At 67.1% G+C, this 25,990-nt stretch carries 21 protein-coding genes and 1 pseudogene; 12 read left to right on the plus strand and 10 right to left on the minus strand.

Annotated elements, in window-relative coordinates; all coding sequences use genetic code 11:
• Positions 1-246 precede the first annotated feature (246 nt).
• From NGK62_RS06630 to NGK62_RS06640, 3 genes are read left to right on the plus strand one after another with little or no spacing between them, the layout of a single operon-like run.
• Positions 247-1,287 carry a branched-chain amino acid ABC transporter permease gene (locus NGK62_RS06630; RefSeq protein ID WP_059371591.1) on the plus strand — a complete coding sequence of 347 codons (1,041 nt, stop codon included), beginning with the start codon at positions 247-249 and terminating at the stop codon, positions 1,285-1,287.
• Complete coding sequence (locus NGK62_RS06635) at positions 1,284-3,077, plus strand: branched-chain amino acid ABC transporter ATP-binding protein/permease (protein ID WP_059371590.1); 1,794 nt, start codon at positions 1,284-1,286, stop codon at positions 3,075-3,077. Before NGK62_RS06630 ends, NGK62_RS06635 begins: the two co-directional genes overlap by 4 nt.
• Positions 3,077-3,829, plus strand: a complete 753-nt coding sequence (locus NGK62_RS06640) for an ABC transporter ATP-binding protein (RefSeq protein ID WP_059371589.1) — start codon at positions 3,077-3,079, stop codon at positions 3,827-3,829. Before NGK62_RS06635 ends, NGK62_RS06640 begins: the two co-directional genes overlap by 1 nt.
• Positions 3,830-3,862: 33 nt before the next feature.
• On the opposite strand, the gene NGK62_RS06645 is transcribed toward NGK62_RS06640, so the two are convergent.
• Positions 3,863-4,798: a glycosyltransferase family 2 protein gene (locus tag NGK62_RS06645; RefSeq protein ID WP_059371588.1), complete on the minus strand. Its 936-nt coding sequence runs from the start codon at positions 4,796-4,798 to the stop codon at positions 3,863-3,865.
• A gap of 223 nt (positions 4,799-5,021) precedes the next feature.
• Between NGK62_RS06645 and NGK62_RS06650 the strand changes: the two genes are divergently transcribed.
• Positions 5,022-5,990, plus strand: coding sequence for a LysR family transcriptional regulator (locus NGK62_RS06650; protein ID WP_251877781.1), 969 nt, complete (start codon positions 5,022-5,024; stop codon positions 5,988-5,990).
• A 93-nt stretch (positions 5,991-6,083) separates the two neighbouring features.
• On the opposite strand, the gene NGK62_RS32345 is transcribed toward NGK62_RS06650, so the two are convergent.
• The 4 genes from NGK62_RS32345 to NGK62_RS06665 form a co-directional block, all read right to left on the minus strand.
• The gene (locus NGK62_RS32345; RefSeq protein WP_006226408.1) at positions 6,084-6,212 is read right to left on the minus strand and encodes a hypothetical protein; all 129 of its coding nucleotides are present in this window, start codon (positions 6,210-6,212) and stop codon (positions 6,084-6,086) included.
• Positions 6,213-6,437: 225 nt separating this feature from the next.
• The gene (locus NGK62_RS06655; protein ID WP_059371586.1) at positions 6,438-7,370 is read right to left on the minus strand and encodes a sugar kinase; all 933 of its coding nucleotides are present in this window, start codon (positions 7,368-7,370) and stop codon (positions 6,438-6,440) included.
• On the minus strand, positions 7,363-8,013 hold the full coding sequence (locus NGK62_RS06660; RefSeq protein WP_059371585.1) for a bifunctional 4-hydroxy-2-oxoglutarate aldolase/2-dehydro-3-deoxy-phosphogluconate aldolase: 651 nt from the start codon (positions 8,011-8,013) through the stop codon (positions 7,363-7,365). The genes NGK62_RS06655 and NGK62_RS06660 overlap by 8 nt, the downstream gene beginning before the upstream one ends.
• A gap of 22 nt (positions 8,014-8,035) precedes the next feature.
• Positions 8,036-8,821: an IclR family transcriptional regulator gene (locus NGK62_RS06665; RefSeq protein ID WP_059371584.1), complete on the minus strand. Its 786-nt coding sequence runs from the start codon at positions 8,819-8,821 to the stop codon at positions 8,036-8,038.
• Positions 8,822-9,063: 242 nt separating this feature from the next.
• Between NGK62_RS06665 and uvrA the strand changes: the two genes are divergently transcribed.
• The 3 genes from uvrA to NGK62_RS06680 all read left to right on the plus strand — a co-directional run bounded on the left by uvrA (position 9,064) and on the right by NGK62_RS06680 (position 16,697).
• Positions 9,064-14,826, plus strand: coding sequence for an excinuclease ABC subunit UvrA (uvrA, locus tag NGK62_RS06670; protein WP_251877783.1), 5,763 nt, complete (start codon positions 9,064-9,066; stop codon positions 14,824-14,826).
• Positions 14,827-14,831: 5 nt separating this feature from the next.
• Positions 14,832-15,968, plus strand: coding sequence for an aminodeoxychorismate synthase component I (locus tag NGK62_RS06675; protein WP_251877785.1), 1,137 nt, complete (start codon positions 14,832-14,834; stop codon positions 15,966-15,968).
• A gap of 96 nt (positions 15,969-16,064) precedes the next feature.
• On the plus strand, positions 16,065-16,697 hold the full coding sequence (locus NGK62_RS06680; RefSeq protein WP_059371581.1) for an aminotransferase class IV family protein: 633 nt from the start codon (positions 16,065-16,067) through the stop codon (positions 16,695-16,697).
• Here NGK62_RS06680 and NGK62_RS06685 read toward each other — a convergent pair.
• Entirely contained in the window at positions 16,694-17,596 is a 903-nt protein-coding gene (locus tag NGK62_RS06685; protein WP_059371580.1) for a LysR family transcriptional regulator, read from the minus strand. The genes NGK62_RS06680 and NGK62_RS06685 overlap by 4 nt on opposite strands.
• A 210-nt stretch (positions 17,597-17,806) precedes the next feature.
• On the opposite strand from NGK62_RS06685, the gene NGK62_RS06690 reads away from it, so the two are divergent.
• The 3 genes from NGK62_RS06690 to NGK62_RS06700 are packed head-to-tail and all read left to right on the plus strand — an operon-like array spanning position 17,807 to position 19,871.
• On the plus strand, positions 17,807-19,066 hold the full coding sequence (locus NGK62_RS06690; RefSeq protein ID WP_059371579.1) for an aromatic ring-hydroxylating dioxygenase subunit alpha: 1,260 nt from the start codon (positions 17,807-17,809) through the stop codon (positions 19,064-19,066).
• Between the two features lie 2 nt (positions 19,067-19,068).
• Positions 19,069-19,542 (plus strand): aromatic-ring-hydroxylating dioxygenase subunit beta, encoded by a 474-nt coding sequence (locus NGK62_RS06695; RefSeq protein ID WP_251877787.1) that lies wholly within the window; start codon positions 19,069-19,071, stop codon positions 19,540-19,542.
• 17 nt (positions 19,543-19,559) lie between these two features.
• The gene (locus NGK62_RS06700) at positions 19,560-19,871 is read left to right on the plus strand and encodes a non-heme iron oxygenase ferredoxin subunit (protein WP_059371577.1); all 312 of its coding nucleotides are present in this window, start codon (positions 19,560-19,562) and stop codon (positions 19,869-19,871) included.
• Between the two features lie 8 nt (positions 19,872-19,879).
• On the opposite strand, the gene NGK62_RS06705 is transcribed toward NGK62_RS06700, so the two are convergent.
• From NGK62_RS06705 to NGK62_RS06720, 4 genes and pseudogenes are all read right to left on the minus strand, one after another.
• A complete protein-coding gene (locus NGK62_RS06705; protein ID WP_059371576.1) occupies positions 19,880-20,710 on the minus strand; it encodes a tRNA threonylcarbamoyladenosine dehydratase in 831 nt (276 codons plus the stop codon).
• 640 nt (positions 20,711-21,350) lie between these two features.
• On the minus strand, positions 21,351-22,772 hold the full coding sequence (locus tag NGK62_RS06710) for an efflux transporter outer membrane subunit (protein WP_059371575.1): 1,422 nt from the start codon (positions 22,770-22,772) through the stop codon (positions 21,351-21,353).
• A gap of 5 nt (positions 22,773-22,777) precedes the next feature.
• A complete protein-coding gene (locus tag NGK62_RS06715; RefSeq protein WP_251877789.1) occupies positions 22,778-24,736 on the minus strand; it encodes a MacB family efflux pump subunit in 1,959 nt (652 codons plus the stop codon).
• A gap of 1 nt (position 24,737) precedes the next feature.
• A pseudogene (locus tag NGK62_RS06720) lies at positions 24,738-25,244 on the minus strand (permuted SH3 domain-containing protein); the annotation flags it as partial.
• 114 nt (positions 25,245-25,358) lie between these two features.
• On the opposite strand from NGK62_RS06720, the gene NGK62_RS06725 reads away from it, so the two are divergent.
• Positions 25,359-25,625 carry a type II toxin-antitoxin system RelB/DinJ family antitoxin gene (locus NGK62_RS06725; RefSeq protein WP_013521177.1) on the plus strand — a complete coding sequence of 89 codons (267 nt, stop codon included), beginning with the start codon at positions 25,359-25,361 and terminating at the stop codon, positions 25,623-25,625.
• On the plus strand, positions 25,612-25,893 hold the full coding sequence (locus NGK62_RS06730) for a type II toxin-antitoxin system YafQ family toxin (protein ID WP_013521176.1): 282 nt from the start codon (positions 25,612-25,614) through the stop codon (positions 25,891-25,893). Before NGK62_RS06725 ends, NGK62_RS06730 begins: the two co-directional genes overlap by 14 nt.
• Positions 25,894-25,990: the final 97 nt, after the last annotated feature.

Genomic DNA, 25,990 nt, shown 5'->3' on the forward strand with positions numbered 1-25,990 from the left:
CCCGAAGCGCTGCGCGCTTCCCCCCCAAGGGGGGCATGCCTGCGGACCGGCAAAGCCGGCTCCGCGGCATCCCGATAGGGTGCGCAGAGCTTGCTTCGTGGCATCACCATGGCGTGCGCGGAGCTTGCTCATTCGCATTCCTCTGAAGTAGCGCAGCTCCGGCTCCGCAGTGTCCCGTTGGGGGGACGCGCGGTGCATAGGGGATGACGTACCTGGCGTGCTTGTCTGTCTTACCCGGAATTTCGCATGAATGCTCAGATTGCCCTGATACTCGGGCAGGACGGCATCACCAACGGCGCCATCTATGCGCTGCTGGCCTTGTCCATCCTGCTGGTCTTTACCGTCACCCGCGTGCTGTTCATCCCGCAAGGCGAGTTCGTCGCGTTCGGCGCGCTCACCATGGCCGCGCTGCAGGCCGGCAAGCCGGTGCTGCTGGTGTGGCTGCTGTTTGCCTTCGCGCTGGCCGAAGTCGGCGCCGATCTGCTGGCGCGGCGCAAGCGCCCCGGGCGCAACCGCGGCGCCTGGCGCATGGCGGTCAAGCTGGCCTATCCGCTGGTGCTGGCCGCGCTGTTCTACAACCTGCCGCTGGCCCAGCTGCCGATGGCCGCGCAGGCGCTGCTGACGCTGCTGCTGCTGGTGCCGATGGGACCGCAGCTGTACCGCTTGTTCTACCAGCCCATCGCGTCGGCCTCGACGCTGGTGCTGCTGATCGTCTCCATTGCCGTGCACCTGGCGCTGGTCGGCCTGGGGCTGCTGGCCTTCGGCGCGGAAGGCGCGCGCACGGCGCCGTTCAGCGACGCCAGCCTGGCGCTGGGACCGTTGAACGTCAACAGCCAGGCGCTTTGGGTGGTGGCGGTGTCGGCCCTGCTCATCGTCGTGCTCTACCAATTCTTTGAACGCTCGATGTACGGCAAGGCGCTGCGCGCAGCCGCCTTCAACCGGCTGGGCGCGCGGCTGATGGGCATTTCGCCGATCTTCGCCGGCAAGGCCACGTTCTTCCTGGCCGCGCTGATCGGAACGGTGTCGGGCATCCTGATCGCTCCGATCACCACCATGTACTTCGACTCCGGCTTCATGGTCAGCCTGAAGGGCTTCGTGGGCGCCATCATCGGCGGCCTGGTGAGCTATCCGCTGGCCGCGGCCGGCGCCATCCTGGTCGGCCTGATCGAAGCCTTCTCCTCGTTCTGGGCCAGCGCCTACAAAGAAATCATTGTGTTCACGCTGATCATCCCCGTGCTGCTCTGGCGTTCACTGAAAAGCCATCACGTCGAGGAAGAAGACGAATGAACCCGCGCCACATCCTCCTCGCATTCCTGGCGCTGCTGGCGCTGGGCCCGCTGGTGCTGCCGCCGTTCTATGTGACGCTGCTGAACTACATCGGCCTGTACGCCATGGTGGCGCTGGGCCTGGTGCTGCTGACCGGCGTCGGCGGCCTGACGAGCTTCGGGCAGGCCGCGTTCGTCGGCGTGGGCGCCTACACCACGGCGCTGCTGACCACCCGCGCGGACACGCTGCCGTCCTGGCTGGCATGGCTGGGCGCATCGCCCTGGCTGACCCTGCTGGCGGGGCTGCTGCTGACGCTGGTCATCGCCTATCTGCTGGGCGCGATCACGCTGAAGCTGTCGGGGCATTTCCTGCCGCTGGGCACCATCGCCTGGGGCCTGTCGCTGTATTTCGTCTTCGGCTCGGTCGAAGGCCTGGGCGGCCACACCGGCATCCCGGACATTCCCGCCATCAACCTGTTCGGCTGGACGCTGAACCAGGGCGACAACATCTACTACCTGATCTGGGCCTTCCTGCTGGTGGCGGTGTGGTCCACCCAGAATCTGCTGGATTCGCGCGAGGGCCGCGCCATCCGGGCGCTCAAGGGCGGCCGCGTGATGGCTGAATCGATGGGCGTGGACACGGCGCGCTCGCGCATGGTGATCTTCATCATCGCCGCGCTGCAGGCCTGCGCCTCGGGCTGGCTGTACGCGCACATGCAGCGCTTCGTGAACCCCAACCCCTTCGGCCTGCAGATGGGCATCGAATACCTGTTCATGACCGTCATCGGCGGCGCGGGGCAGGTGTGGGGCGCGCTGGTCGGCGCGGGCGTCTTCACCGTGCTCAAGCAATGGCTGCAGGACTGGATGCCCAGGCTGCTGGGCCAGACCGGCAACTTCGAGGTAATCGTGTTCGGCTTCGGCATGGTGCTGCTGCTGCACCGCGCCCGCAGCGGCCTGTGGCCGGTGCTGACGCGCTGCGTGCCGGTGAAGAAGCAGCAGCGCAAGCTGGACATGAATGCCGAGCCGCTGCCGCGCAAGCCCATGCCGCCGCGCGGCGAGGTGGTGTTGAAGGCCGTGGACGTGACCCGCAAGTTCGGCGGCCTGGTCGCCAACAACGCCATGAACCTGGAAATCCGCGCCGGCGAAGTCCTGGCGCTGATCGGCCCCAACGGCGCGGGCAAGAGCACCATGTTCAACCAGATCTCGGGCGTGGACACGCCGACTTCCGGCACGGTAACGCTGCTGGGCCATTCCGTGGCCGGCGCCGGCGCTCGCCGCATTGCGCGGCTGGGACTGTCGCGCACCTTCCAGCACGTGCGCCTGCTGGGCCGCATGAGCGTGCTGGAAAACGTGGCCATCGGCGCCCACCTGCGCGGCCATCGCGGCGTACTGCCGGCCGCCTGGCGGCTGGACCGCGCCGAAGAAGCGCGCCTGCTGGCCGAAGCCGCGCGCCAGGTCGAACGCGTGGGCCTGGGCAAGCATCTGCACGACGAGGCCGGCTCGCTGGCCCTGGGGCAACAGCGCATTCTGGAAATCGCCCGCGCGCTGGCGTCCGATCCCTGCATCCTGCTGCTGGACGAACCCGCCGCCGGCCTGCGCTACCAGGAAAAATGCGAACTGGCCGAATTGCTGAAGAAGCTGCGCGCCGAAGGCATGGCCATCCTGCTGGTGGAGCACGACATGGACTTCGTGATGGGGCTGGTGGACCGCGTGGTGGTCATGGACTTCGGCGAGAAGATCGCCGAAGGCCTGCCCGCCGAGATCCAGCACAACCCCGCGGTGCTTGAAGCCTATCTGGGCGGAGTGGAATGATGAGCGCGAAATTGCTGGAAGTGCGCGACCTGCGCGTGGCCTACGACAAGATCGAGGCCGTCTCGGGCGTCAGCCTGGAAGTGGGCGAAGGCCAGATCGTGACCGTGATCGGCCCCAACGGCGCCGGCAAGACCACGCTGCTGTCGGCCATCATGGGCGTGCTGCCGTCCAGCGGCCGGATCGTCTTCGGCGGCAAGGTGCAGGAACATGCCGAGATCGAGGAAATGGTGGCGGCCGGCATGAACCTGGTGCCTGAAAAGCGCGAGCTGTTCGCCGAGATGACGGTGGAAGACAACCTGATGCTGGGCGCGTTCCACCGTTTCCGCAGCGGCCTGCGCGACCAGGACCAGACACTGGCCGAGGTCTATGAACTGTTTCCGCGCTTGAAGGAGCGCCGCCTCCAGCTCTCCGGCACGCTGTCCGGCGGCGAACGCCAGATGCTGGCGGTGGGCCGCGCGCTGATGGCCAAGCCCAAGCTGCTGATGCTGGACGAACCCAGCCTGGGGCTGGCGCCGCGCATCGTGCGCGAGGTGTTCCGCATCGTCACGCGCCTGCGCGAGATGGGCGTGTCCATCCTGCTGATCGAACAGAACGCCCGCGCCGCGCTGCAAGTGGCGGACTATGCCTACGTGTTGGAAACCGGCGCCGTCACGCTGGAAGGCCCGGCCGCCCAGGTGGCGGAGGACCCGCGCGTGGTCGAGGTGTATCTGGGGCTGGGGCACGGAGCCCCTGCCTCGGCGCCCGCCGCCTGAAGCACCGGCAGGGGCCTGCCTGCGCGGCAGGCTTCAGGCCACGCCGCGGCGCCTGTCGCGGCGGTACATGGCATAGCCCAGCGGCCACAGGGCCGCGACCATGAACTTCGCCATGGGATTGGTCAGCTTGTAGGCTTGCACCGCCGTCGGCACGCCGGAGTGCTTCAGATGCAGCCGAAAGCGTGTGTAGCGCGCCGCGGCCATGATGAATTCGCGCGGGCGGTAGCGGAAGAATTCCAGGTGATGCTGCAGCATGTCCCAGGCCAGCAGGTACAGGCCTTGCGCGTTGTTGCTCACGGAAACGGCGCCCTGGCTCAGGGCGCCGGGCGTGTCGTGATAAGTCCGCACCACACGGTTGATGAAGCGGCTGAGATAACCCGCCCGCGCAATCGCCCACCACACCAGGCTTTCGGGCACAAAGCCTGCGACATCCTCGGGGAAGGGATACTTCCTGAGGATGTCGGTGCGCATACAGCCGAATTTCTCGCCTTTGATGCGATAGCGGAAATAGACGTCCACCGCCGTGCTGTCGAACACGTCCTGCGGATAGCGGTCGCCGACGATACTGCCATCGGGACGCGCGCACAGCCCGGTCACGGCCACGTAGGATTCGCGCCGCGCCGGCGGAATGCCGTCCCAGACCTCCTTGAACGTGGCCAGCGCGTCGGCCGGCATTTCGTCGTCGCTGTCCAGGGCGACGATGAGTTCGCCGCGCGCCTCGCGCACGCCGCGGTTGAAGGCGGTTTTCTTGTGGCGGTTGTTCTGCCAGAAGTAGCGGATCGGAAAATCGGCGCGCGCCTGCCAGTCCAGGATGGATTCGTGGGTGTTGTCGGTGGAACCGTCGTCCACCACGACCCATTCGAAATCCCGGAAAGTCTGCCGGGAAAGCGATTCATATACCCGGTGCAGCGTGCCCGCCCGATTGTAGGTGGGCGTCAAAACAGTGAAAAAAGTTGGTGTGTCGGTCATGCCCACTGAGCCCCTTTGCGATGCGTCGAGCAAGCGCTGCGGTCTTGGTTTTGGTGTTTTCGCCTGAAGTTTAGGGGATATGCACGCGCGTTCCGGCCCTGTAAGGCTCAAATTTGCAATCAAATCTGACAAAAACGACAGTTGACAGGCCGTCTCGGCACTTTATCTGCCGTGGACGCACTCCTTAGTGGCGTACACTCGGGCGGCCAAAACCGGAATGCCTATGGAAGCTTCGACCGTCCAGCTCAATGACATCGCCTTGTTCGTGGAGGTTGCCAAGCGCAAAAGCTTCAGCATGGCGGCGCGCGCGCTGAACATGCCGACCTCGACTTTATCGCGGCGCATCAACGAGCTGGAGCGCGCCATCGGCCTGCGCTTGATCAACCGCAACACGCGCCGCCTGGATCTCACCGAAGCCGGCGCGGCCTACATGCGGCGCTGCCAGGGCCTGATCGACGAAGCCAGGTTGGCGCATGAGCAGCTGCAGTCCCTGTCCGGCGGCCCTTCTGGCAACCTGCGGGTATCCATGCCCTACAGCCTGGCGATGTGGCTGCTGCCAGAAACCATCAACGATTTCACCGACCGCTATCCGGAAGTGGAATGCGAGTTCGACCTGAGCATGCTGACGGCCTCCGACGCGCAGGGCACGCCGTTCGACATCGTGCTGCGCTTCGGCAGCAACGCCGACTACCCGCTGGCAGCGGCCAGCGCCGCCGACATCAACGGCAACGGCGGCATGCATGGCGGCGCGGTCGTGCAGGAGCTGGTCTCCCTGGACAACTACCTGTATGCCTCCGACCGCTACCTGGAACGCCACGGCGAGCCCGAAACGCCGGCGGATCTAAGCCGGCATCAGTGCCTGCGCACCACCATCGACGAGGCGCATTCGCACTGGACGCTGCGCCGCGGCGCGGTCAGTGAACGCGTGCCGGTCAGCGGCCACCTGGCGGCCAACAATATGAGCATCGCGGGCACCCTGGCAGGCCTGGACCTGGCGATCACGCGCATGCCGCACTGCCTGGCGCTGGAGCCCATCATCAAGCGCAATTCGCTCAAGCGCGTGCTGCCAGGGTGGTCGGTGGATCCGATCTCGATCTACGTGGTGTATCCGTCCAGCATCCAGCCGGCCAAGACCCGCGCCTTCATGGATTTCATTCTGCCCAAGCTCGGTCCGCCCCAGGAGCAGGCATAGGCCGGTCCGCGCAGGACGAAAAAAAACCCGCCGGCGCGCCGAGCGGGTTTTTTTTTGATCTGGCCGAGCCTGGGCTGCGGCCGGACGCGTCAATTAGACGCGCTTGATCTTTTCCAGCATCTTGAAAACGCCCTTGGGCGACTTGACGAACAAGCGCTTGAAAGCCTTGCCCAGGCAACGGCGTTCCAGGGTGTTGCGACGCACGCGTTTGCGTTCAGCCATGTTGATTCTCCTGTTGAATTTGCGGAAATGTTGCCCGCACAACCGGATACTGGGCTGGCGGAAAATTCGGGTAACTTGGCATTTTAGCCTGAAATGCCCTGACGGCGCCAATGACGCGAAAATGCGGCGTTTCCGCCACGTTCGCGCCAGGAGCAATCAAATGCGGGACGGAACACCGCCCAGTCAGCCTGGACAGTCGTCCGCGCCGGTCCAGCCCCCCGGCGATCAGCAGGAAAGGCTCTTCAGCCGCTCCAGCACCTGTTCCTTGCGCGGCAGCGGATCGACCGCGCCGTAGCCCAGCGTGGACAAGGCCGCCGCGGCATTGGCGTAACGCACGGCATCCTCCCAGGAGTCTCCCTGGCAGCGGCGCGCCAGCAGGCTGCCGGCAAAGCAGTCGCCCGCCCCGGTCGCGTCCACCGCATCCACGCGCAAGGCGGCCACGGGTACGCGGCGCTGGCCGTCGTCGATGATGGAGCCGTCCTTGCCCAGCTTCAGCACCACCACGCCGGTGGCGCCGGCGTCGCGGATCCAGTCCAGCGTGCGTTCCGGATCGTCGTTGCCGGTCAGATGCTGCATATCGTCCATGCTGGGCAGGAACAGGTCGGCCGTGCGCATGGTTTCGCGCAGCACGGCGCGGGCGCGGTCCACCGGCCACAGGCGCAACCGCAAGTTCGAGTCCAGGCTGACCTGGACGCCGGCCGCGTGCGCGCGCTCGATGGCGGCGAACACGGTATCGCAGGCGCTGGTGCTGATGGCCAGGCTGATGCCCGACACGTGCAGGTAGCGGGCGCGTTCGATCAGGCCCGAATCCAGGCTGGCCGGCGTCATCAGGCTGGCGGCGGAGCCGCGGCGCAGATAGCTGAAGGCATGGCCGTCCGGGCCGTGCTGCACGAAGTACAAGCCGGTGTGGGCCTGCTCATCCACCTGCACGCCGGACGTATCCACGCCTTCGGCCTGCCACAAGTCCAGGAACTGCTGGCCGAAGGCGTCGTTGCCGACCCGCGTCAGATAGGCGCAGCTTGCGCCCTGCCGCGCGGCTGCGATGACGGCGTTGGAGGTGTCGCCGCCAAAGCCCTGCAGATACTGGCGCTGGTCCTGGTGCGTCTGGTTCAGTTCGACCAGAGGCTCGCCCAGCGCGACGATGTCGAAATCAGCCATGGGCGGCCTCCCGGGTGCGGATGATCTGCGCCACCAGCGCGGCGGTGTCGCGGGCAGCGAAGGCCGCCTTGTCATAGAGATTGCTGCCGATGCCGACGATGGCGGCGCCGGCGGCGAAGTACGAGCCCATGTTGTCCTGGGTAACGCCGCCCGTGGGGCAGAAAATGGTGTCCGGATACACCGACTTGAGCGCGGCCAGGTGCTTGGGGCCGCCGGTGTCCGCGGGGAAGATCTTCACCACGTCCACGCCCGCGCGGCGCGCCGCCAACACTTCCGTGGGCGTGAAGGCGCCCAGCAGGCAGAGCGCGTCGGCCGCATGCGCCAGGTCGACGATGTCGGTGGCCAGCGCCGGCGACACCAGGAAGTCCGCGCCTGCGACCAAGGCCTCGCGCGCCTGGTGCTCGTCCAGCACCGTGCCCACGCCCAGCAGCAGCGCGCTGCCGTGCTTGTCGCGCAGCGCCCGCAGCAGGTCGGTGACGCCGGGAATGGTCCAGGTCAGTTCCAGCGTGGTGCAGCCGGCGGCCACCGCGACTTCGGCCGCATAGGCGGCGGTGGCGGCGTCCGTGTAGCGCAGCACGGGGACGACCCGGGAGGCCAGCAGGGTGGAGAGCTTGGAGGCGAGAGGGGCAGCGGTTGCGGTCATGGCATTCCTTGGAGGCGGGCGGTCAGGCGCCGCCGGGCGATACCGGCAGGACGGCGAGTTTGGCCGCGGCGGCATCGCGCAGCCGCAGCAAGGGTTCGATATAGGCGGCTTGCGGGTCTTCGCGGCGCCGGAACAACAAGGTACTGACGCTGACGCCGGCGACGGGCCGTCCGGCCGCGTCGCACACGGCCACGCCATAGCAGACGATGCCGGCTTCGTTTTCCTCGTCGTCGGTGGCGTAGCCGCGGGCGGCGGCCGCATCCAGCACGGCGCGGAGTTCGGGCAGGCTGGTCACGGTGCCGGGCATGCGGGCCGTCAGCGGCAGTTCGCGCAGCAGGCGCTCGCGCGACGCCGGGTCCAGCGCCGCCAGATAGGCCTTGCCGACCGCGCTGGAATGCAGCGCCACGCTGGCCCCGACACGCGAGGCCATGCGCACCGGACCGGGGCTTTCCAGCTTGTCGATATAGGTCATCTCGTGCCCTGCAGGCACGGCCAGGTGCACGGTTTCGCCGGTTTCATCGCGCAAGGCCTGCAGGTCGGGCGCCAGCGCCGCGCGCAGGTCGAACTGCGACCAGGCCCGGCTGGCCAGCGACATCAGGCGCGGTCCCAGGCGGTAGGCGCCGCCGGTTTCGGCCACCATGCCCTGTTCGGCCAGCGCCGCGACGATGCGGTAGACGGTGGGCCGGGGATAGCCGCAGCTGCGCGCCAACGACGCGGCCGTGGGCGGCTGGGGCGCATCCGCCACCGCCTGCAGCACCGTCATGAATTTGGCGAACGCCGCGGCGCCCGGGACCTTGGTTTCCAGCAATGTTGTCTCCAGCTAATGGCTGCATGCCTTTAGCAATGAATCTACAGAATGCGCAACGCCGACAGCGCGAAATTCAGACGAATCTGCGATACTGTTTATTTGTACAGCTAGTGAGCATCCGTTCTGTCCACATAATGGACAAGTGACTCACAATATAGTCAATTATTCCATATCGCCGCGCTCGGAACCAGCGATGGGTTGTCGCTCGGGCAGGCCTCTCCCCTCAGGCTACGATACCGTCCATGAGCTCCCAAATTCGCATCGTTGGCGCCCGCCAGAACAATCTCAAGAACCTGGACCTGACCATCGCCACCGGCGAACTGGTCGTCGTGACCGGCGTGTCGGGGTCCGGCAAAAGTTCGCTGGCCTTTGACACCCTGTACGCCGAGGGGCAGCGGCGTTATGTGGAAACCTTCTCGCCCTATGCGCGCCAGTTCCTGGACCGCATGGACAAGCCGCAGGTAGACCGCATCGAAGGCATCCTGCCCGCCATCGCCATCGACCAGACCAATCCGGTGCGCAGCTCGCGCAGCACGGTCGGCACGATGACGGAACTGAACGACCACCTGAAGCTGCTGTTCGCGCGCGGCGCCAAGCTGTATTGCCGCGGCTGCGGCAAGGTGGTGCGGCGCGACACCCCTGATTCCGTCTACCACTCGCTGGCCGAACGCGCCGCCGCCGCTGGCGATCCGCGGCTGGTGGTGACCTTCCCCATTGCGGTTCCCGCCAACTTCACCGAAGAGGAAGTGCGCGGCTTCCTGGAGCAGCAGGGCTACACCCGCGTGCACGCCGAGGAAAACGCGGCGCCGCGCGCAGCCGCCCCGGCCAAGGGCGCCAAGAAAGCCAAGGCAGCAAAAGGCAGCACCGAATCGCGCCGCATCCTGCACGTGGTCCAGGACCGCTTCCGCTTTGCCGGCACCGAACGCGAACGCATCATGGAAGCGCTGGACACGGCGTTGCGCATGGGCGCCGGCCACCTGGCCGTGTACGTCATGGACGCCGAGGGCGGCAATGCCCACATCTGGAAGTACAGCGACCGCCTGCACTGCGCCGACTGCGACATCGAATACACCGATCCGCTGCCCAGCAGCTTTTCGTTCAACTCGCCGCTGGGCGCCTGCGAAGCCTGCCGCGGCTTCGGCCGCGTGATCGGCATCGACTTCGGCCTGGTCATCCCGGACGAAAACAAGACCCTGCTGGAAGGCGCCATCAAGCCCTGGACGACCCCTTCATACAAGGAATGCCAGGACGAGCTGCAGAAGTACGCGCCCAAGGCCGGCGTGCCGCTGGGCGTACCCTGGAAGAAGCTCAGCGAAGAACACAAGCGCTGGGTGCTCTACGGCACGCCCGACTGGAAGGGCGGCAACGACGCCTGGAAGCACCAGTGGTACGGCGTGCAGCGCTTCTTCGACTGGCTGGAAACCAAGGCCTACAAGATGCACGTGCGCGTGCTGCTGTCGAAATACCGCAGCTACACGCCCTGCCCCACCTGCAATGGCGCGCGCCTCAAGCCCGACGCGCTGCTCTGGCGCCTGGGCACCAAGGAAGAAGCCGACACCGTGCTGCCGCCTGACGACGGCCGCTACAAGCGCTTCATGCCGGTGAGCGCCAACTGGAGCCGCGAACAGCTCGACAACCTGGGCGGCCTGTCCATCCATGACGTGATGCTGCTGCCGATCGAACGCGTGCGGATCTTCTTCGACACGCTGTCGTTCTCCGGCGCGCTGGACGCCGCCACCGACCTGCTCATGACAGAAGTGCGCGCGCGCCTCAAGTTCCTGTGCGACGTGGGCCTGGGCTACCTGACGCTGGACCGCCAGAGCCGCACCTTGTCGGGCGGCGAAGTGCAGCGCATCAACCTGACCACGGCGCTGGGCACCTCGCTGGTGAACACGCTTTTCGTGCTGGACGAGCCTTCCATCGGCCTGCACCCGCGCGACATGCACCGCGTGGTCGAAGTCATGCACCGCCTGCGCAACGCCGGCAACACGCTGGTGGTGGTGGAGCACGACCCGCAGGTCATGGTGGCCGCGGACCGCATCATCGACATCGGTCCCGGCCCCGGCGAACGCGGCGGCCAGATCGTCTTCGACGGCACGCCGTCCCAATTGCGCGCGGCGCGCACGCTGACGGGCGACTACCTGGGCGGCCGCCAGCGCGTGGAAGCGCCGCGCCCCATGCCGGTGGCGGCGAACACGCCGCGCCTGCTGCTGGAAGGCGTCAGCGCGCACAATCTGAAGAACGTCTCCGTCGAACTGCCGCTGGGCCGCCTGGTCTGCGTGACAGGCGTATCCGGCTCCGGCAAGTCCACGCTGGTACAGGACGTGCTCTACCCCGCCCTGCTCAAGCAGAAGGGCAAGCCCTCGGAAGCGCCCGGCGCCTTCGAACGCCTGCTGGGCGCCGAACAGATCGCCGATGTGGTCATGGTGGACCAGACCCCCATCGGCAAGACGGCGCGCTCCAACCCGGCCAGCTACGTGGGCGCGTTCGACGCGATCCGCAAGCTGTTCGCGCAAGCGCCGCTGGCGCGCGAGCGCGCCTACACGGCCGGCACCTTCAGCTTCAACGGCGGCGACGGCCGCTGCCCCACTTGCGGCGGCACCGGCTTCGAACACGTGGAAATGCAGTTCCTGTCCGACGTCTACCTGCGCTGCCCGGATTGCGACGGCAAGCGCTTCCGCCCCGAAGTGCTGGAAGTGCGCGTCGAACACCTGGGCAAGAGCGCGTCCATCGACGAAGTGCTGGAGATGACGGTCAGCGAGGCGCTGGACTTCTTCAAGGGCCTGCGCGACGTGCAGACGGGCCTGGCGCCGCTGGCCGACGTAGGCCTGGAATACGTGCGGCTGGGCCAGCCCGTGCCCACTCTGTCGGGCGGCGAGGCGCAGCGCCTGAAGCTGGCCGGCCACCTGGCCGAAGCCGCGCGCAGCGGCATCTCCACCGCCAAGGTCGCCAAGAAGGGCAGCCTGTTCCTGTTCGACGAACCCACCACCGGCCTGCACTTCGACGACGTGGCGCGGCTGATGCGCGCGTTCCGCAAGCTGCTGGCCGCCGGCCACACGCTGCTGGTGATCGAGCACAACCTGGACGTGATCCGCGCGGCCGACTGGCTGATCGACCTGGGCCCCGAAGGCGGCGACGCCGGCGGCCTGGTCATCGGCACCGGCACGCCGCAGGACCTGATGGACAACCCCAAATCGCACACGGGCGCCGCCCTGCGCGACTACGAAGTCAGCATCCTGCCGGCAGACGTGGTCGTAAGCACCGACGCCGACGCGCAGGAAGTCGAGCAGGCTGGCCTGACCGCCCGCATCGCCGAGCCCGGCGAAGCCTACGGCGCAGACGTGGGCCGCCCGTTGCAGTCGCTGATGCGCGAGCGGCGCCAGGCCAATATGGCGATCGAAATCCGCAACGCGCGCGAACACAACCTGAAGAACGTCAGCGTGGAAATCCCGCGTGACAAGTTCACCGTCATCACCGGCGTGTCCGGCTCGGGCAAGTCCACGCTGGCCTTCGACATCCTGTTCAACGAAGGGCAGCGGCGCTATCTGGAATCGCTCAACGCCTACGCCCGCGCCATCGTGCAGCCAGCCGGCAAGCCGGACGTGGACGCCATCTTCGGCATCCCGCCCACGGTCGCCATCGAGCAGCGCACCAGCCGCGGCGGACGCAAGTCCACCGTGGCCACGATGACGGAAATCCACCATTTCCTGCGCCTGCTGTACGTCAAGCTGGGCACGCAATACTGCCCGGACTGCAATGTCGCGGTGGAGCCGCAGAATACGGACCAGATCGTGGCGCGCCTGCTGCGCGAGCACAAGGGCGAGCACATCGGCCTGCTGGCGCCGCTGGTCACCGCCCGCAAGGGCTATTACACGGACCTGGCCAAATGGGCCGGTTCCAAGGGCCATTCGCACCTGCGCGTGGACGGCGAGTTCATTCCCGTGGCCCCGTGGCCGCGGCTGGACCGCTACAAGGAACACACCATCGAGCTGCCGATCGCGGACGTGGTGGTGGACCCGGCCAATGAAGCCGAGCTGCGCGCCGCGGTCAAGAACGCGCTGGAAAACGGCCAGGGCGTGATGTCCGTGGTGTGGCCCGTGAACAAGCTGCACGAGGCGCTGGACAGCGACCTGCAGCAGCAGCACTTCTCGGTCAAGCGCGCCTGCCCGTCTTGCGGCACCAGCTTCCCCGAACCGGATCCGCGCCTGTTCTCGTACAACTCCAAGCACGGCTGGTGCACCGGCTGCTACGGCACCGGCCTGCAGCTGCAAGGCTTCGACGAAGAGCAGACCGGCGAGGAAACCGCCTGGAACGCCTGGTACGAAGGCGAGGCCAAGCCCTGCACGCAATGCGACGGACAGCGCCTGAACCGCGTGGCGCGCGCCGTGCGCTGGCGCGACAAGTCCATCGCCGAACTCGCCTCGCTGCCGGTGTCGGACGCGCATACCTTCTTCACCGGGCTGGTGGCGCGCGGCCGCGAAGGCGAGATCGCCCGCGACATCCTTACGGAAATCCGCGGACGCCTGAACTTCATGCAGGAAGTCGGCCTGAACTACCTGGCGCTGGACCGGGCCGCGCCCACGCTGTCCGGCGGCGAAGCGCAGCGCATCCGCCTGGCCGCGCAGCTGGGTTCCAACCTGCAGGGCGTCTGCTACGTGCTGGACGAACCGACCATCGGCCTGCACCCGCGCGACAACCGCATCCTGCTGGACGCGCTGGCGCGCCTGGAAGGCAACGGCAACACGCTGGTGGTGGTGGAACACGACGACGACACCATCCGCCGCGCCTCGCACATCATCGACATCGGACCGGGCGCGGGCATCCGCGGCGGCCGCGTGGTGGCCCAGGGCAGCGCGCAGGACCTGATCGAAGCGCCCGAATCGGTCACCGGCCGCTATCTGGCCAAACCCTTGCAGCACCCGTTGCAAGGCCGCCGCCCGGTCGAGGCCGATACGCCCATGATCGAAATCAAGGGCGCGCGCCTGCACAACCTGCGCAGCGTGGACGCGAAGATTCCGGTGGGCCGCCTGAGCGTGGTGACCGGCGTGTCGGGTTCGGGCAAATCCACCCTGGCGCGCGAAGTGCTGCTGGACAACCTGATGCAGGCCGTGTCGCAAGGCAAGGCGCCGGGCTGGGCGGGCTGCGCCAGCATCAAGGGTTGGGAAGCCATCGACCGCGTGCTGGAAGTGGACCAGACGCCCATCGGCAAGACGCCGCGCTCCTGCCCGGCCACCTACGTGGGCTTCTGGGACGACGTGCGCAAGCAGTTCGCCGACACCCGCGAATCGCGCATGCGCGGCTGGACCGCGGCGCGCTTCTCGTTCAACACCGGCGACGGCCGCTGCCCGATCTGCGAAGGCCAGGGCATGCGCACCATCGAGATGAACTTCCTGCCGGACGTGAAGGTGCCTTGCGACGCCTGCAACGGCGCCCGCTTCAACAACGACACGCTGAGCGTGCAGATGCGCGGCAAGAACGCCGGCGAACTGCTGGCCATGGAAGTGGACGACGCCATCGGCTACTTCGCCGCGCACCCCAAGATCCACCGCCCGCTGCAGCTGATGCAGGACGTGGGCCTGGGCTATCTGACGCTGGGGCAGCCTTCGCCCACGCTGTCGGGCGGCGAAGCGCAGCGCATCAAGCTGGTGACCGAGCTGTCCAAGGCCCGCCTCACCGACGGCCTGATCAAGACCGGCCGCGCCTCGCGCATTCCGCATACGCTGTACGTGCTGGACGAACCCACCGTGGGCCTGTCGATGGCCGACGTGGAAAAACTGATCCACGTGCTGCACCGCCTGGTGGAAGCCGGCAATACGGTGGTGGTGATCGAGCACAACCTGGACGTGATCGCCGAAGCCGACTGGCTGCTGGACCTGGGCCCCGAAGGCGGCACGGGCGGCGGCAAGCTGGTGGGCGAAGGCTCGCCCGAACACGTCATGACCCTGAGCGACCATTCCCATACCGGACGGGTCCTGAAGGAATTCCTGGCACATCAACAGCAGTAGGCAGCATGGAATGTCGTTTTGAAGACCGGCTGGCCGGCCGCGCGCTGCGGTTCGAGGGCTTGTGCTCGCGGATCGAGGCGCGCTCCGCCGCCGAGGTCGCCCCCGCGCTCGCCGCCATCGAAGCGCAGCGGCGGCAGGGGCGCTGGATCGCCCTGTTGCTGGACTACGAACTGGGCGAGTGGCTGTTGCCCGAAGCCGCCATGGCGCCGCCCGCCGGCCCCTGGACGCCGCCGCGCGACGACGGCAAACCGCGCCTGACCGCGCTGGCGTTCGAACGCCGGCAGGAGGAAACGCCCTGGGACGCACCGGACGCAGGCGCTGCGCCCGCCGCCATCAGCCTGCCCGCGCCGCGCATGACAGAGGCCGACTACGTGCGCCAGATCGAAGCCATCCGCGGCCTGATCGGTGACGGCGAGCTGTATCAGGTGAACTACACCCAGCCGCTGGACCTGCAATTCCAGGGCGACGCGGCCACGCTGTACCGGCGCATCGCCGCCCGCAACCCGGTGGCGCACGGCGCGTTCATCGAGGACGGCGAGCGCACGGTGTTGTCGTTTTCGCCCGAACTGTTCGTGCGCCGCGACGGCCCGCGCCTGACCACGCGCCCGATGAAGGGCACGGCCCCGCGCCACCCCGATCCGGCCGAGGACGAACGGCTGGGCCAGACGCTCCTGGCCAGCGAAAAGAACCGCGCCGAGAACCTGATGATCGTGGATCTGCTGCGCAACGATCTGGGCCGGCTGGCCGAGCCGGGCTCGGTGCGGGTCGACGCGCTGTTCTCGCTGGAGCGCTATCCCACCGTCTGGACCATGACGTCCACGGTGTCGGCGCTGGCGCCGCACGCCTCGCTGGAAGACGTGCTGCGCGCGCTGTTTCCCTGCGGCTCCATCACCGGCGCCCCCAAGGTCGCGGCCATGCGCCGCATCCGCCAGATGGAAGCGGCGCGGCGCGGCCTGTATTGCGGCAGCATCGGCTGGCTGGCGCCGGACGGCGACTTTTCGCTGAACGTCGCCATCCGCACCCTGGTGCTGGACCAGGCCGGCCACGGCGTCTATAGCGTGGGCGGCGGCATCGTGCACGATTCAGACCCGGCCGAGGAATGGCAGGAATGCCACTGGAAGGCCCGGATCCTGCGGGCCTGAGGCCGCAGTCCGGATGTCCGGCGTCCCTGCGCGCCTGCAGCCATCGGTAGTAGGATAGAGCGCGGCCGCAGCGCACCTTTTCCCCAGGAGAGTCCCATGCAACCCGAACTGATCGAGACCATCCTGGTCGATGCCGAACGACGCGTGCCGCTGCTGGCGCGCCACCTCAAGCGCCTGGAAGCGTCCTGCAAGGCCCTGGGCTACGGCTGGGGCGGCCGGGCCGTCGAGGCCGACATCATGATCACCGCGCTGGGCCTGGCCACGCCCGGGCCGCACCGGCTGCGCCTGCTGGTGGCGCGCGACGGCAGCCGCAACATCCAGACCGCGCCGCTGCCGCCCCTGCACCCCGCGCAGGAAGCCATGCTGGCGCCCGAAGCGCTGCGTTCATCCGAACCGCTGCTGCGCTACAAGACCACCTACCGCCCCTGGTACACCAAGACCATCGAATGGCTGCCCTCGCATCCGCACATCTTCGATCTGCTCTACCTGAATGAGCGCGGCGAACTCTGCGAAGGCAGCCGCAGCAACGTCTATCTGCGCCTGGATGGCGACTGGTACACGCCGCCCGTGGACAGCGGCTGCCTGCCCGGCGTGCAGCGCGCCGAACTGCTCGAAACGGGCAAGGTGGCAGAACGCGTCCTGACCCTGGCCGACCTGCACGCGGCCGAGGAAATCCGCCTGTCCAATGCGCTGCGCGGCTGGTTTCCGGTGACGCTGCGCGACGCCTAATCCGCGAACTCGTCCACCACCACCTGCCGCAGCCACTGGTTGGCCGGCTCGCGGTGGTTGCGGGCGTGCCAGAACACATTGATGACCGACTCCGGGATCTTCACCGGACAGGGCGCGGTCGCCAAGCCGAACGGACCGCAGGCGCAGTCAGCGAAGCGCTGCGGCACCACGGCGATCATGTCGGTGGCGGCAAGCACCGGCCCCACCGCAATGAAGTGCGGCACCGTCAGGCGCAGGCGCCGCTGGATGCCGGCCTGCCCGATCACCTGGTCGACCACGCCGTGGCCCGTGCCTTCCGAGGCGATGGCCACGTGCTCGGCCGCGCGGAACTGCCGCGCCGAGACCCCGGTGCGCGCCAGCGGATGGTCGCGGCGGAAGATGCACACATAGGGCTGGCGGAACAGCAGGCGCTGGAAGAAGCCGCTCTTCAGATCGGGCAGGAAGCCCATGGCCAGGTCGATGCGGCCGCGCTCCATCTCGTCCTTCACGTCGATCGAGGTGGTGCGCACGGTGCGCACCGTAACGCCGGGCGCAGCGCGGTCCAGCGCGCGCATCAGCCGCGGCAGGAAATAGGTCTCGCCCACGTCGTTCACGCCGATCACGAAGGCGCGGCCGCTATGCGCGGGGTCGAACGCGGCGCGCGCGTTCAGGGTGCTGTGCAGCGCCTCCAGCGCGGCGGCGATGGGCTGCGCCAAATCCTGCGCGTAGGGCGTGGGCACCATGCCGCGCGAGGTGCGCAGGAAAAGCTCATCGCCCAACAGCTTGCGCAGCCGGCCCAGCGCGTTGCTGACGCCGGGCTGCGAAATGCCCAGGCTCTCGGCCACGGCCGACACCCGGCCGTGCTTGCGCAGTTCATTGAAGACGACCAGCAGGTTCAGGTCCAGGTCTTGCAGGTTCATGGGCTGCCTCCACCAATATTGATTTTGGTGATTTATCTCATCAAGCAGATTCTATTTATTTATTTCACTTTCTGCCCGATGATGCGAAAAACGCCAGCGCCCATGCAGCGCCGGCTCTGCAGGATCGCGCCCGCGGTCCGCCGAACCAAGGAGACACGCCATGCGTACCTGTACGCTGTCCGCCGCCGCGCCCTGTCGCCGGAGCGGATCATGAACGCCCCCGAGCAGCCCATCCAATTCGCCCCGCGCTGGCAGGACGACGGATCCCACCGCATCCCCTTCGGCGTCTATACCGATGCCGCCCTGCATCAGCGGGAAATGGAGCGGTTCTTCTACCGCGCGCACTGGAGCTACGTGGGCCTGGAGGCGGAGATCCCCAACCCGGGCGACTTCAAGCGCACCGCGGTGGGCGAACGCTCCGTCATCCTGCTGCGCGACAACGACGGCCAGGTGCGCGTGGTGGAAAACGTGTGCGCCCACCGCGGCGTGCAGTTCTGCCGCGAACGTTCCGGCAACCGCAGCGAATTCGTCTGTCCGTACCACCAGTGGAACTATGACCTGCAGGGCAACCTGATCGGCGTGCCGTTCCGCCGCGGCGTCAAGCAGGACGGCAAGGTCAACGGCGGCATGCCGCCCGATTTCAAGCCGGAAGAACATGGCCTGACCAAGCTGGCCGTGGCCTGCCGCAACGGCGTGGTGTTCGCCTCGTTCGATCACGATGTCGAACCGCTGGAGGACTATCTGGGGCCGGACATCCTGCACTACTTCGACCGCGTCTTCGACGGCCGCGAACTGGTGATCCACGGCTACAGCCGCCAGCGCATCCCCGGCAACTGGAAGCTGATGCAGGAGAACATCAAGGATCCCTACCATCCGGGCCTGCTGCACACCTGGTTCGTCACCTTCGGCCTGTGGCGGGCCGACAACCGCTCCGAGCTGAAGATGGACCGGCACTTGCGCCACGCCGCCATGATCTCGACACGCGGCCAGGGCGGCAAGGGCAGCGTGACCAGCGGCGTGTCCAGCTTCAAGGAACAGATGTCGCTGAACGACGACCGCTTCCTCGATATCGTGCCGGAGCCCTGGTGGAACGGCCCCACCGCCGTGCTGATGACGCTGTTCCCCAGCGTCATCATCCAGCAGCAGGTGAACTCGCTGTCCACGCGCCACATCCAGCCCGTGGGCCACGACGCCTTCGATTTCGTGTGGACGCATTTCGGCTTCGCCGACGATACGCCCGAGATGACGCGCCGCCGGCTGCGCCAGGCCAATCTGTTCGGCCCGGCGGGCTTCGTGTCGGCGGACGACGGCGAGGTCATCGAGTTCTCGCAATCGGGCTTCGAGCAGAAGCCCTGGCACCGCAGCGTGGCGGAACTGGGCGGCAAGACCGCCGAAAACACCGACCACATGGTCACGGAAACGCTGATCCGCGGCATGTACGCGTACTGGCGCCGGGTCATGGAGGCCTGACGATGCTGGACTTTCACCTCTACTACCAACTGACCTGCCTGTACAACGCCTACGCCGCCGCGCTGGACGCTGAGGAATGGGAAAAGTGGCCCGATTTCTTCCTGGAAGACTGCGTGTACAAGGTGCTGCCGCGCGAGAACCACGAGCGCGGCTATCCGCTGGCGACCATGTCCTTCGAAAGCCGCGGCATGCTGAAGGACCGCATCTACGGCGCCACCGACACCATCTTCCACGATCCCTACTACCAGCGCCATGTGGTGGGCGCGCCGCGCGTGCTGTCGGTGCAGGGCGACCGCATCGAGTCCGAGGCCAACTACGCCGTGTTCCGCACCAAGCCCAGCCAGTTGACCACGGTATTCAACGTGGGCCGCTACCTGGATGTGATCCGGCTCGGTCCGGACGGGCTCAAATTCGAATCGCGGCTCTGCATCTTCGACAGCGAGCTGGTGCCGAATTCGCTTATCTATCCCATCTGAACAAGGAAACGACAGCAATGAGCACGCAATGGATCAAGGCCATCGCGCGGGACGAGGTGCCTGAAGACGACGTCATCGCGGTGCAGGCCGGCGGCCGCGAGATCGCACTGTATGGCGTGGACGGCGAGGTCTACGCCACCGCCAACCTCTGTACGCACGGCAATGCGCGGCTGTGCGACGGCTTTCTGATGGGGCATGAGATCGAATGCCCGCTGCATCAGGGGCGCTTCGACGTGCGTGACGGGCGCGCGCTCTGTTCGCCGCTGCGCGAGAACATTGCCACCTATCCGGTCAGGATCGAGGACGGCGTGGTATTCGTGGCGCTATAGCGCCTTTGTCAGACCGCGAGGCGCAGCGCCTCGTTCGCGGCCGCCATACCCATGGCGGCCGTGACGGTCACGACCGAGCCGTAGCCGGCGCAGGACAGGCCCTGCGGCGCCAGGGTTTCTCCAGAGGCGCCCATGTCGTCCTCGCCTTCGGTGGGGCGGGTCCAGGCGTCGGGCAGGATGGCGGGCTGGTCGAACCACAGGGCGTGGATACCCATTTTCGGCACGCGCTTCAAGGCCTTGCCGTTCTGGTCGGAAGCCCGCGGAAAGCCATGCTCGCGGCGCAGCTTGTTGCGCAACTTGGACAGCAGCGCGTCGTTGACCGCGGCCGACAGGTCGCCGGCGCGCAGGGCCAGCGGATCGGTCTTGCCGCCCGCGCCGCCGCACAACAGCATGGGCACGCCGATTTCGCGCGCATGCAGGATCATCGCGATCTTGGCGGCGGCCTGGTCGGTGCAGTCGATGATGACGGAGTACGGGCCGGGCAGGACCTGGGCGACGTTCTCGGGCGAAACGAAATCATCCACCCGCGTCAGCCGGCACTCCGGATTGATCGCCAGCACGCGTTCGGCCATGGCATCGACCTTGGACTGGCCCAGCGTCTCGGTCAGCGCATGGATCTGGCGGTTGACGTTGGATTCGGCAATGTGGTCCAGGTCGATGAGCGTCAACGCCCCTACCCCGCAGCGCGCCAGGGCCTCGACGGTCCAGGAACCTACGCCGCCCAGGCCGGCGACCGCCACATGGGCGTTGCGCAGGCGGGTCGGGGCTTCGGGGCCGTAGAGGCGGGAGAGGCTGCCGAAGCGGCGGTCGAGGTCGGCGGTGGGGTCGGGGGTGTTCATGAGGGCGTATTTTATTGCAGGCGGATGGTTGGGTTCTTAAGACGCCTGGCACGGCGGCGGCCGGGGTGGCGCGGGGCAACGATTGCGGTCCGGAGCCTTCGCTCCGGACTTCCCCGTCGTCATCCTCGTCACCGCCTCCGGCGGTTCCTTCGGATTCCCTCGGGCTTATCGACGCCCCGCGCCACCCCGGCCGCCGCCGCGCCAGGCTCCGCTTATTGAATCTTGCCGGCCGCTGGGACGGGTGGTGTGCTTGACGTTCTTCTCCCCGACGAGGAAGAGAGAAAGGTCTTGCAGGGACGCCAAAGACGGCCGCGCGGGCGGCCTTCTTTGGCATATGGATATCGTTAGTCGTGCGAGAGACGCTGCGCGCTGACGCAGGCCCACACTCATATGCAGCTCGTCGACCAACAACGCTTCCTGCTCGAGCACGGACGATCATCAGCGCGCAGCGCCATCACAAATCGCAAGACACCGCGTAAGCCCCAATAGGCCGCCCGGGCGGCCTATTGGGGCGAGCATCGTAAGACCTTCGCCCACCCCCACCGTCCGCGAGAACCCTACGAAGTCCGGTCACCCCAGCTGACGTCAAGTTTCCAAAGCGGAGCCTGGCGCATCGCAGGCCCCCGACGCGCCAGGCGCCTTAAGAACCCACCGCCGCACCGCCAGCAGACTCAGCATCATCCCCACCGAGCGCCTGATAAACCGTCACCTGATTCACCAAGCGATTCAACATATTCTCATCCCGCGAAACCTCAGCCACCCGCCGCTTCTCCTGCGCATCCAGCCAATCCTTCAGCGGCACGGCCCCCGCCCGGTAGCGCACTTCGTACAGCCGCTCGGCCTCGCGCGCCGCGCGCAGAGATGCGTCCAGCTGTTCCGCCTGCAAGCGCAGTTGCGTGCGATTGGACAACGCGTTCTCCACGTCCGCCATCGCCTGGTACAGCGCCTGCCGGAAATTCACCACTCGCTCTTCGTAGTCGGCCTTGGAGATCTTGATGTTGAGCTGCATCTGGTTCCATTGCAGGAACGGCAGCGTCAGCGCCGCCCCCAGCGAGCCTACCGGGTTCTTCAGAACGTCGGACAGCGAGGGACTCGAGCTTCCCAAGGCGCCGGTCAGCGTCAATGGCGGATAGAAGCTGGCGCGGGTCGCGTCGACGGTGGACAGGGACTGGCGCAGGCGCAGTTCGGCGGCGCGCAGGTCGGGACGGCGGCCCAGCAGGTCGGCCGGCACGCCGGCGCGCGCTTGCGGCAAGGGATAGCCCGGCAACCGCGCCGGGTCGGCCATCATGCGGTCCGGCGGGCCGTCGAACAGGATGGTCAGCGCGTTGGCGTACTCCACGCGCTGCTGCACCAGCAGCGTATGAGCGGCTTCCTGGCTGGCCACGGTCTGTTCGGCCTCGGCCATTTCCAGCGCCGACGCGCCGCCCGCCGCGTACTGCGCCCGCACCAGATCCTGCGTCTTGCGCGCGTAGGCGATGCTCTCGGCGCTGCTGGCGATGCGCTGGTTGATGAAGGCGGTCTGCCAGTACAGCGTGGCGGTAGTGCCCACCAGGGACAGCGCGGCGCTCTGCCGGTCCTGCTCGGTCGCCAGAGCGTCCCATTGCGCCGCGTCGCGCTGGCTGGACAGCTTGCCCCACAGATCCGCTTCGTAGCTGACGGTCAACTGCACGGCGTTGGTCCGGGTAATGGCGCGATCGCCGTACAGGTTGCGGTTGCGCGTCACATCGGCATTGCCGCCCAGTTGCGGCAGCAGCTTGTCCTCGGTGATTCCAGCCTGGTACTGCGCCCGGCGCACGCGGATCGCGGCGGCGGCCAGGTCGTTGTTGCGCGCCAGCGCGGCGTCGACCAGGCCGTTGAGCGTCGGGTCGTTGAAATTGCGCCACCACTCGCCGCCATCGGCCAGCGGCCCGGCCTGGAAATCGCCGGCAGGCGCATGGGTCCAGGCCGCGGGGGTGGACGTCAGCGGCCGTTCGTAGTCCGTATGCAGCAGGCTGCCGCAGCCGGCCAAGGCCAGCAGCAACGCCAGGGCGGCGGGTTTGCAGATCAGGGAAACCGCTTTCATCTTCCTCATTCCCGGGCCAGGGCCTCGACGGGATCCAGACGCGCCGCATTGCGCGCCGGCAAATAGCCAAAAAGCACACCGATCAAGGTCGAGCAGCTGAACGCCGCCACCATCGATGTCGTGGAATAGATCATCTGGAACGACCCGCGCGTCGCCTTGGAAACCAGCACGCCCAGCCCCAGCGACAGCACGATGCCGATGGCGCCGCCTATCAGGCACACCAGCACCGCTTCAATCAGGAACTGCTGCATGATGTCGCTGCGCCGCGCCCCCACCGCCATGCGCACGCCGATCTCGCGGGTACGCTCGGTCACGGAAACCAGCATGATGTTCATGACCCCGATGCCGCCCACCATCAGCGAGATGAGCGCAATCATGGACACCAGCAGCGTCATGGTCGCGGTGGTGCGTTCGATGGTCTTGCGGATCGCGTCCGTGTTGAACACGAAGAAATCCTTGGTCACGTGGCGCCGCGTCAGCACGCGCACGATGGCCTGTTCCGCCGCGGCGGGCGGCGAGGCGTCATTGACGCGCACCGTGATGCTCTTCAGATGCTGCTGGCCCAGCACGCGCGACAGCGCCGTGGTGTAGGGAACCCAGACGTTCAACGAGTCGTTGCTGCCGAAGACGGTTTCCTTCTTTTGCGTCACCCCGATGACGCGCGCCGGCATCGATCCCAGAAATACGACTTGCCCAATGGGCTCGGTATGCGAACCGAACAGCTTGCGCCGGGTGGCGTCATCGATCACCACTTCCTGCGCGCGCCGCAACACGCTGGTTTCGTCGAAGAACTTGCCCTGGGCCAGCTTGATGGCGCGCACGCGGAAATATTGTTCGCCCACGCCCTGGATCACGCCGGTCACCGACACGTTGCGATAGCGCAGCGTGTTGCTGGTCGAGACTTCCGGCGTGACGCTGTCCACGTAGGACTCGCGCGCCAGGGCGTCGGCGTCGGCCGGCACCAGGGTGCGGATATTCACGGCCTTCTCGTCGCCGAAGTCCTTGCCCGGAAAGATCTCCACCGTGTTGGTGCCGATTTCGCTGATGTCGTCCAGGATCTTGCGGCGCGAGCCTTCGCCCAGCGCCACCACCGACACCACGGCCGCGATGCCGATGATGATGCCCAGCATCGTCAGCGAGGTGCGCAGCCGGTGCGCGTTCATGGCCAATAGCGCCATGCGCAGCGCCTCGCGGCAACGGTCCAGGTAAGCCTGCCAGACGGGCCGCGCGGCCAGCGCCGGCGCGTCTTCCTTGATGCGCTCGGTCCGCGGCGCGTCGGGATTGCGCTTGTCGGCGACGATCTCGCCGTCGCTGATCTCGATGATGCGCTGGGCGTGGCGCGCCACGTTCATGTCGTGCGTGACGATGATGATGGTATGGCCGGCCGCGTTCAGCTCTTCCAGGATGCGCAGTACCTCCTGGCCGGTGTGCGTGTCCAGCGCGCCGGTCGGCTCGTCGGCCAGGATGATGTCACCGCCATTCATCAGCGCGCGCGCGATGCTGACGCGCTGCTGCTGGCCGCCCGACAGCTGCCCGGGCCGGTGCCCGGTCCTGTCGCCCAGGCCCAGCCGCCGCAGCAGTTCGTCGGCACGCGCCAGGCGCGCCTCGCGCCGCTTGCCGGCGTAGACGGCCGGCACCTCGACGTTGCCCTGCGCGGTCAGGTCCGACAGCAGGTGGTAACGCTGGAAGATGAAGCCGAAGTGCTCGCGGCGCAGTTCGGCCAGTTCGTCCGGGTCCAGCTCGCCCGTGCTGCGCCCGTCGACCCGGTACTCGCCGCGGGTGGGACGGTCCAGGCAGCCCAGGATGTTCATGAGCGTGGACTTGCCCGACCCGGACGCGCCCACGATCGCCACCATCTCGCCGGACTCGATGGCCAGGTTGATGTCCTTCAGGACCGCGATGGTCTGCTCGCCCGCGGGAAACTCGCGGCGCACGCCCTTAAGCGAGATCAGAGGCCCGCTCATGTCAGGCTCCCGGCGCGGCGGCCGGCGCGGCATCCGCCGACACGACGCGCTCGCCCACCTCCAGCCCTTCCAGCACCTGCGCCTGGACGTTGTTGTTCATGCCTATCCTGACCTGGCGCGTTTCGGTCTTGTTGTCCTTCAGGACCACGCGCACGGCGTAGCGGCCGTCCTGGCCGCGCTTGCCCAGCGCCGAGGCCGGCACCACCACCGTGTCCTTGGCCTCGCCCAGCACGATGAAGACCTGGGCGGTCATGGAGATGCGCAGCTTCTCGTCCGGGTTGGGCACGTCGAACAGGCCGTTGTAGTAGACGGCGGCGGTGGTGGAGCTGCCGCTGGCCGATCCGGTCAGGGAAGACGTCGCGTCGTCCTTCTGCACCGAATCCGGCGCCGGTTCCACCGCGCGCAGCTGGGCGCGGTAGCGCTCGTCGGGCTCGCCCAGGATGGTGAAGTACACCGGCAAGCCCGGCTTCACGCGGGTGACGTCGGCTTCCGAGATCTGCGCCTTGATGGGGTCGTCTCAGAAAACGGACAACAAAGCACGGTAAGCAAACCGGCATTGCCCTTAAGCTGTAGTCACATTGCGACTACAATAGAGCCTCTGAAACCTTCAAGGGAAATGACCATGAGCACCGCCGATACCTATGTCCGCGCTCGCATCGACACCAGCACCAAGGAGCGTGCCGCTGATGCGCTCGAAGCAATGGGGTTGTCCATCTCTGACGCCATCCGCTTGCTGATGCTGCGCATTGCTGATGAGCGCCGGATGCCCTTCGATGTGAAAGCCCCTAACGCCACCACGCGCAAGGCCATTGCCGAACTTGAGGCTGGGAAAGGCAAGCGTTTCGCCAGCGTTGATGACCTGATGGCAGACTTGCATGCGGACGATTGATCGCGCCTCAGCCTTCAAACGCGACTACAAGCGCGAGGCCAAGGGCCAGCATCGGGCTACGCTCGATAGCGATTTGAAGCCCGTTCTCGTGGCCCTGGCGACCGATCAGCCGCTTGACGCAAAATTCCGCGATCACGACCTGAGCGGCGACTGGGCAGGTTATCGGGAATGCCACGTCAAGCCCGACCTGCTGCTGATCTACCGCAAGTCGGATGCCGACACTCTCCGACTGGCACGGCTTGGCTCGCACAGCGAGCTTTTCGGTTGAGCCTGTCCGATTGAAGTACAGCCTAACCGGGCGTCAGACGAAGCGGCGAAAGGGCGTCAGAGTAGGGTCTTTTCAGGCATTTCCTGACGCCTTCGGC

The sequence above is a fragment of the Achromobacter sp. Marseille-Q4954 genome, from assembly GCF_943737025.1.
Taxonomy (GTDB): Bacteria; Pseudomonadota; Gammaproteobacteria; order Burkholderiales; family Burkholderiaceae_B; genus Achromobacter; species Achromobacter bronchisepticus_A.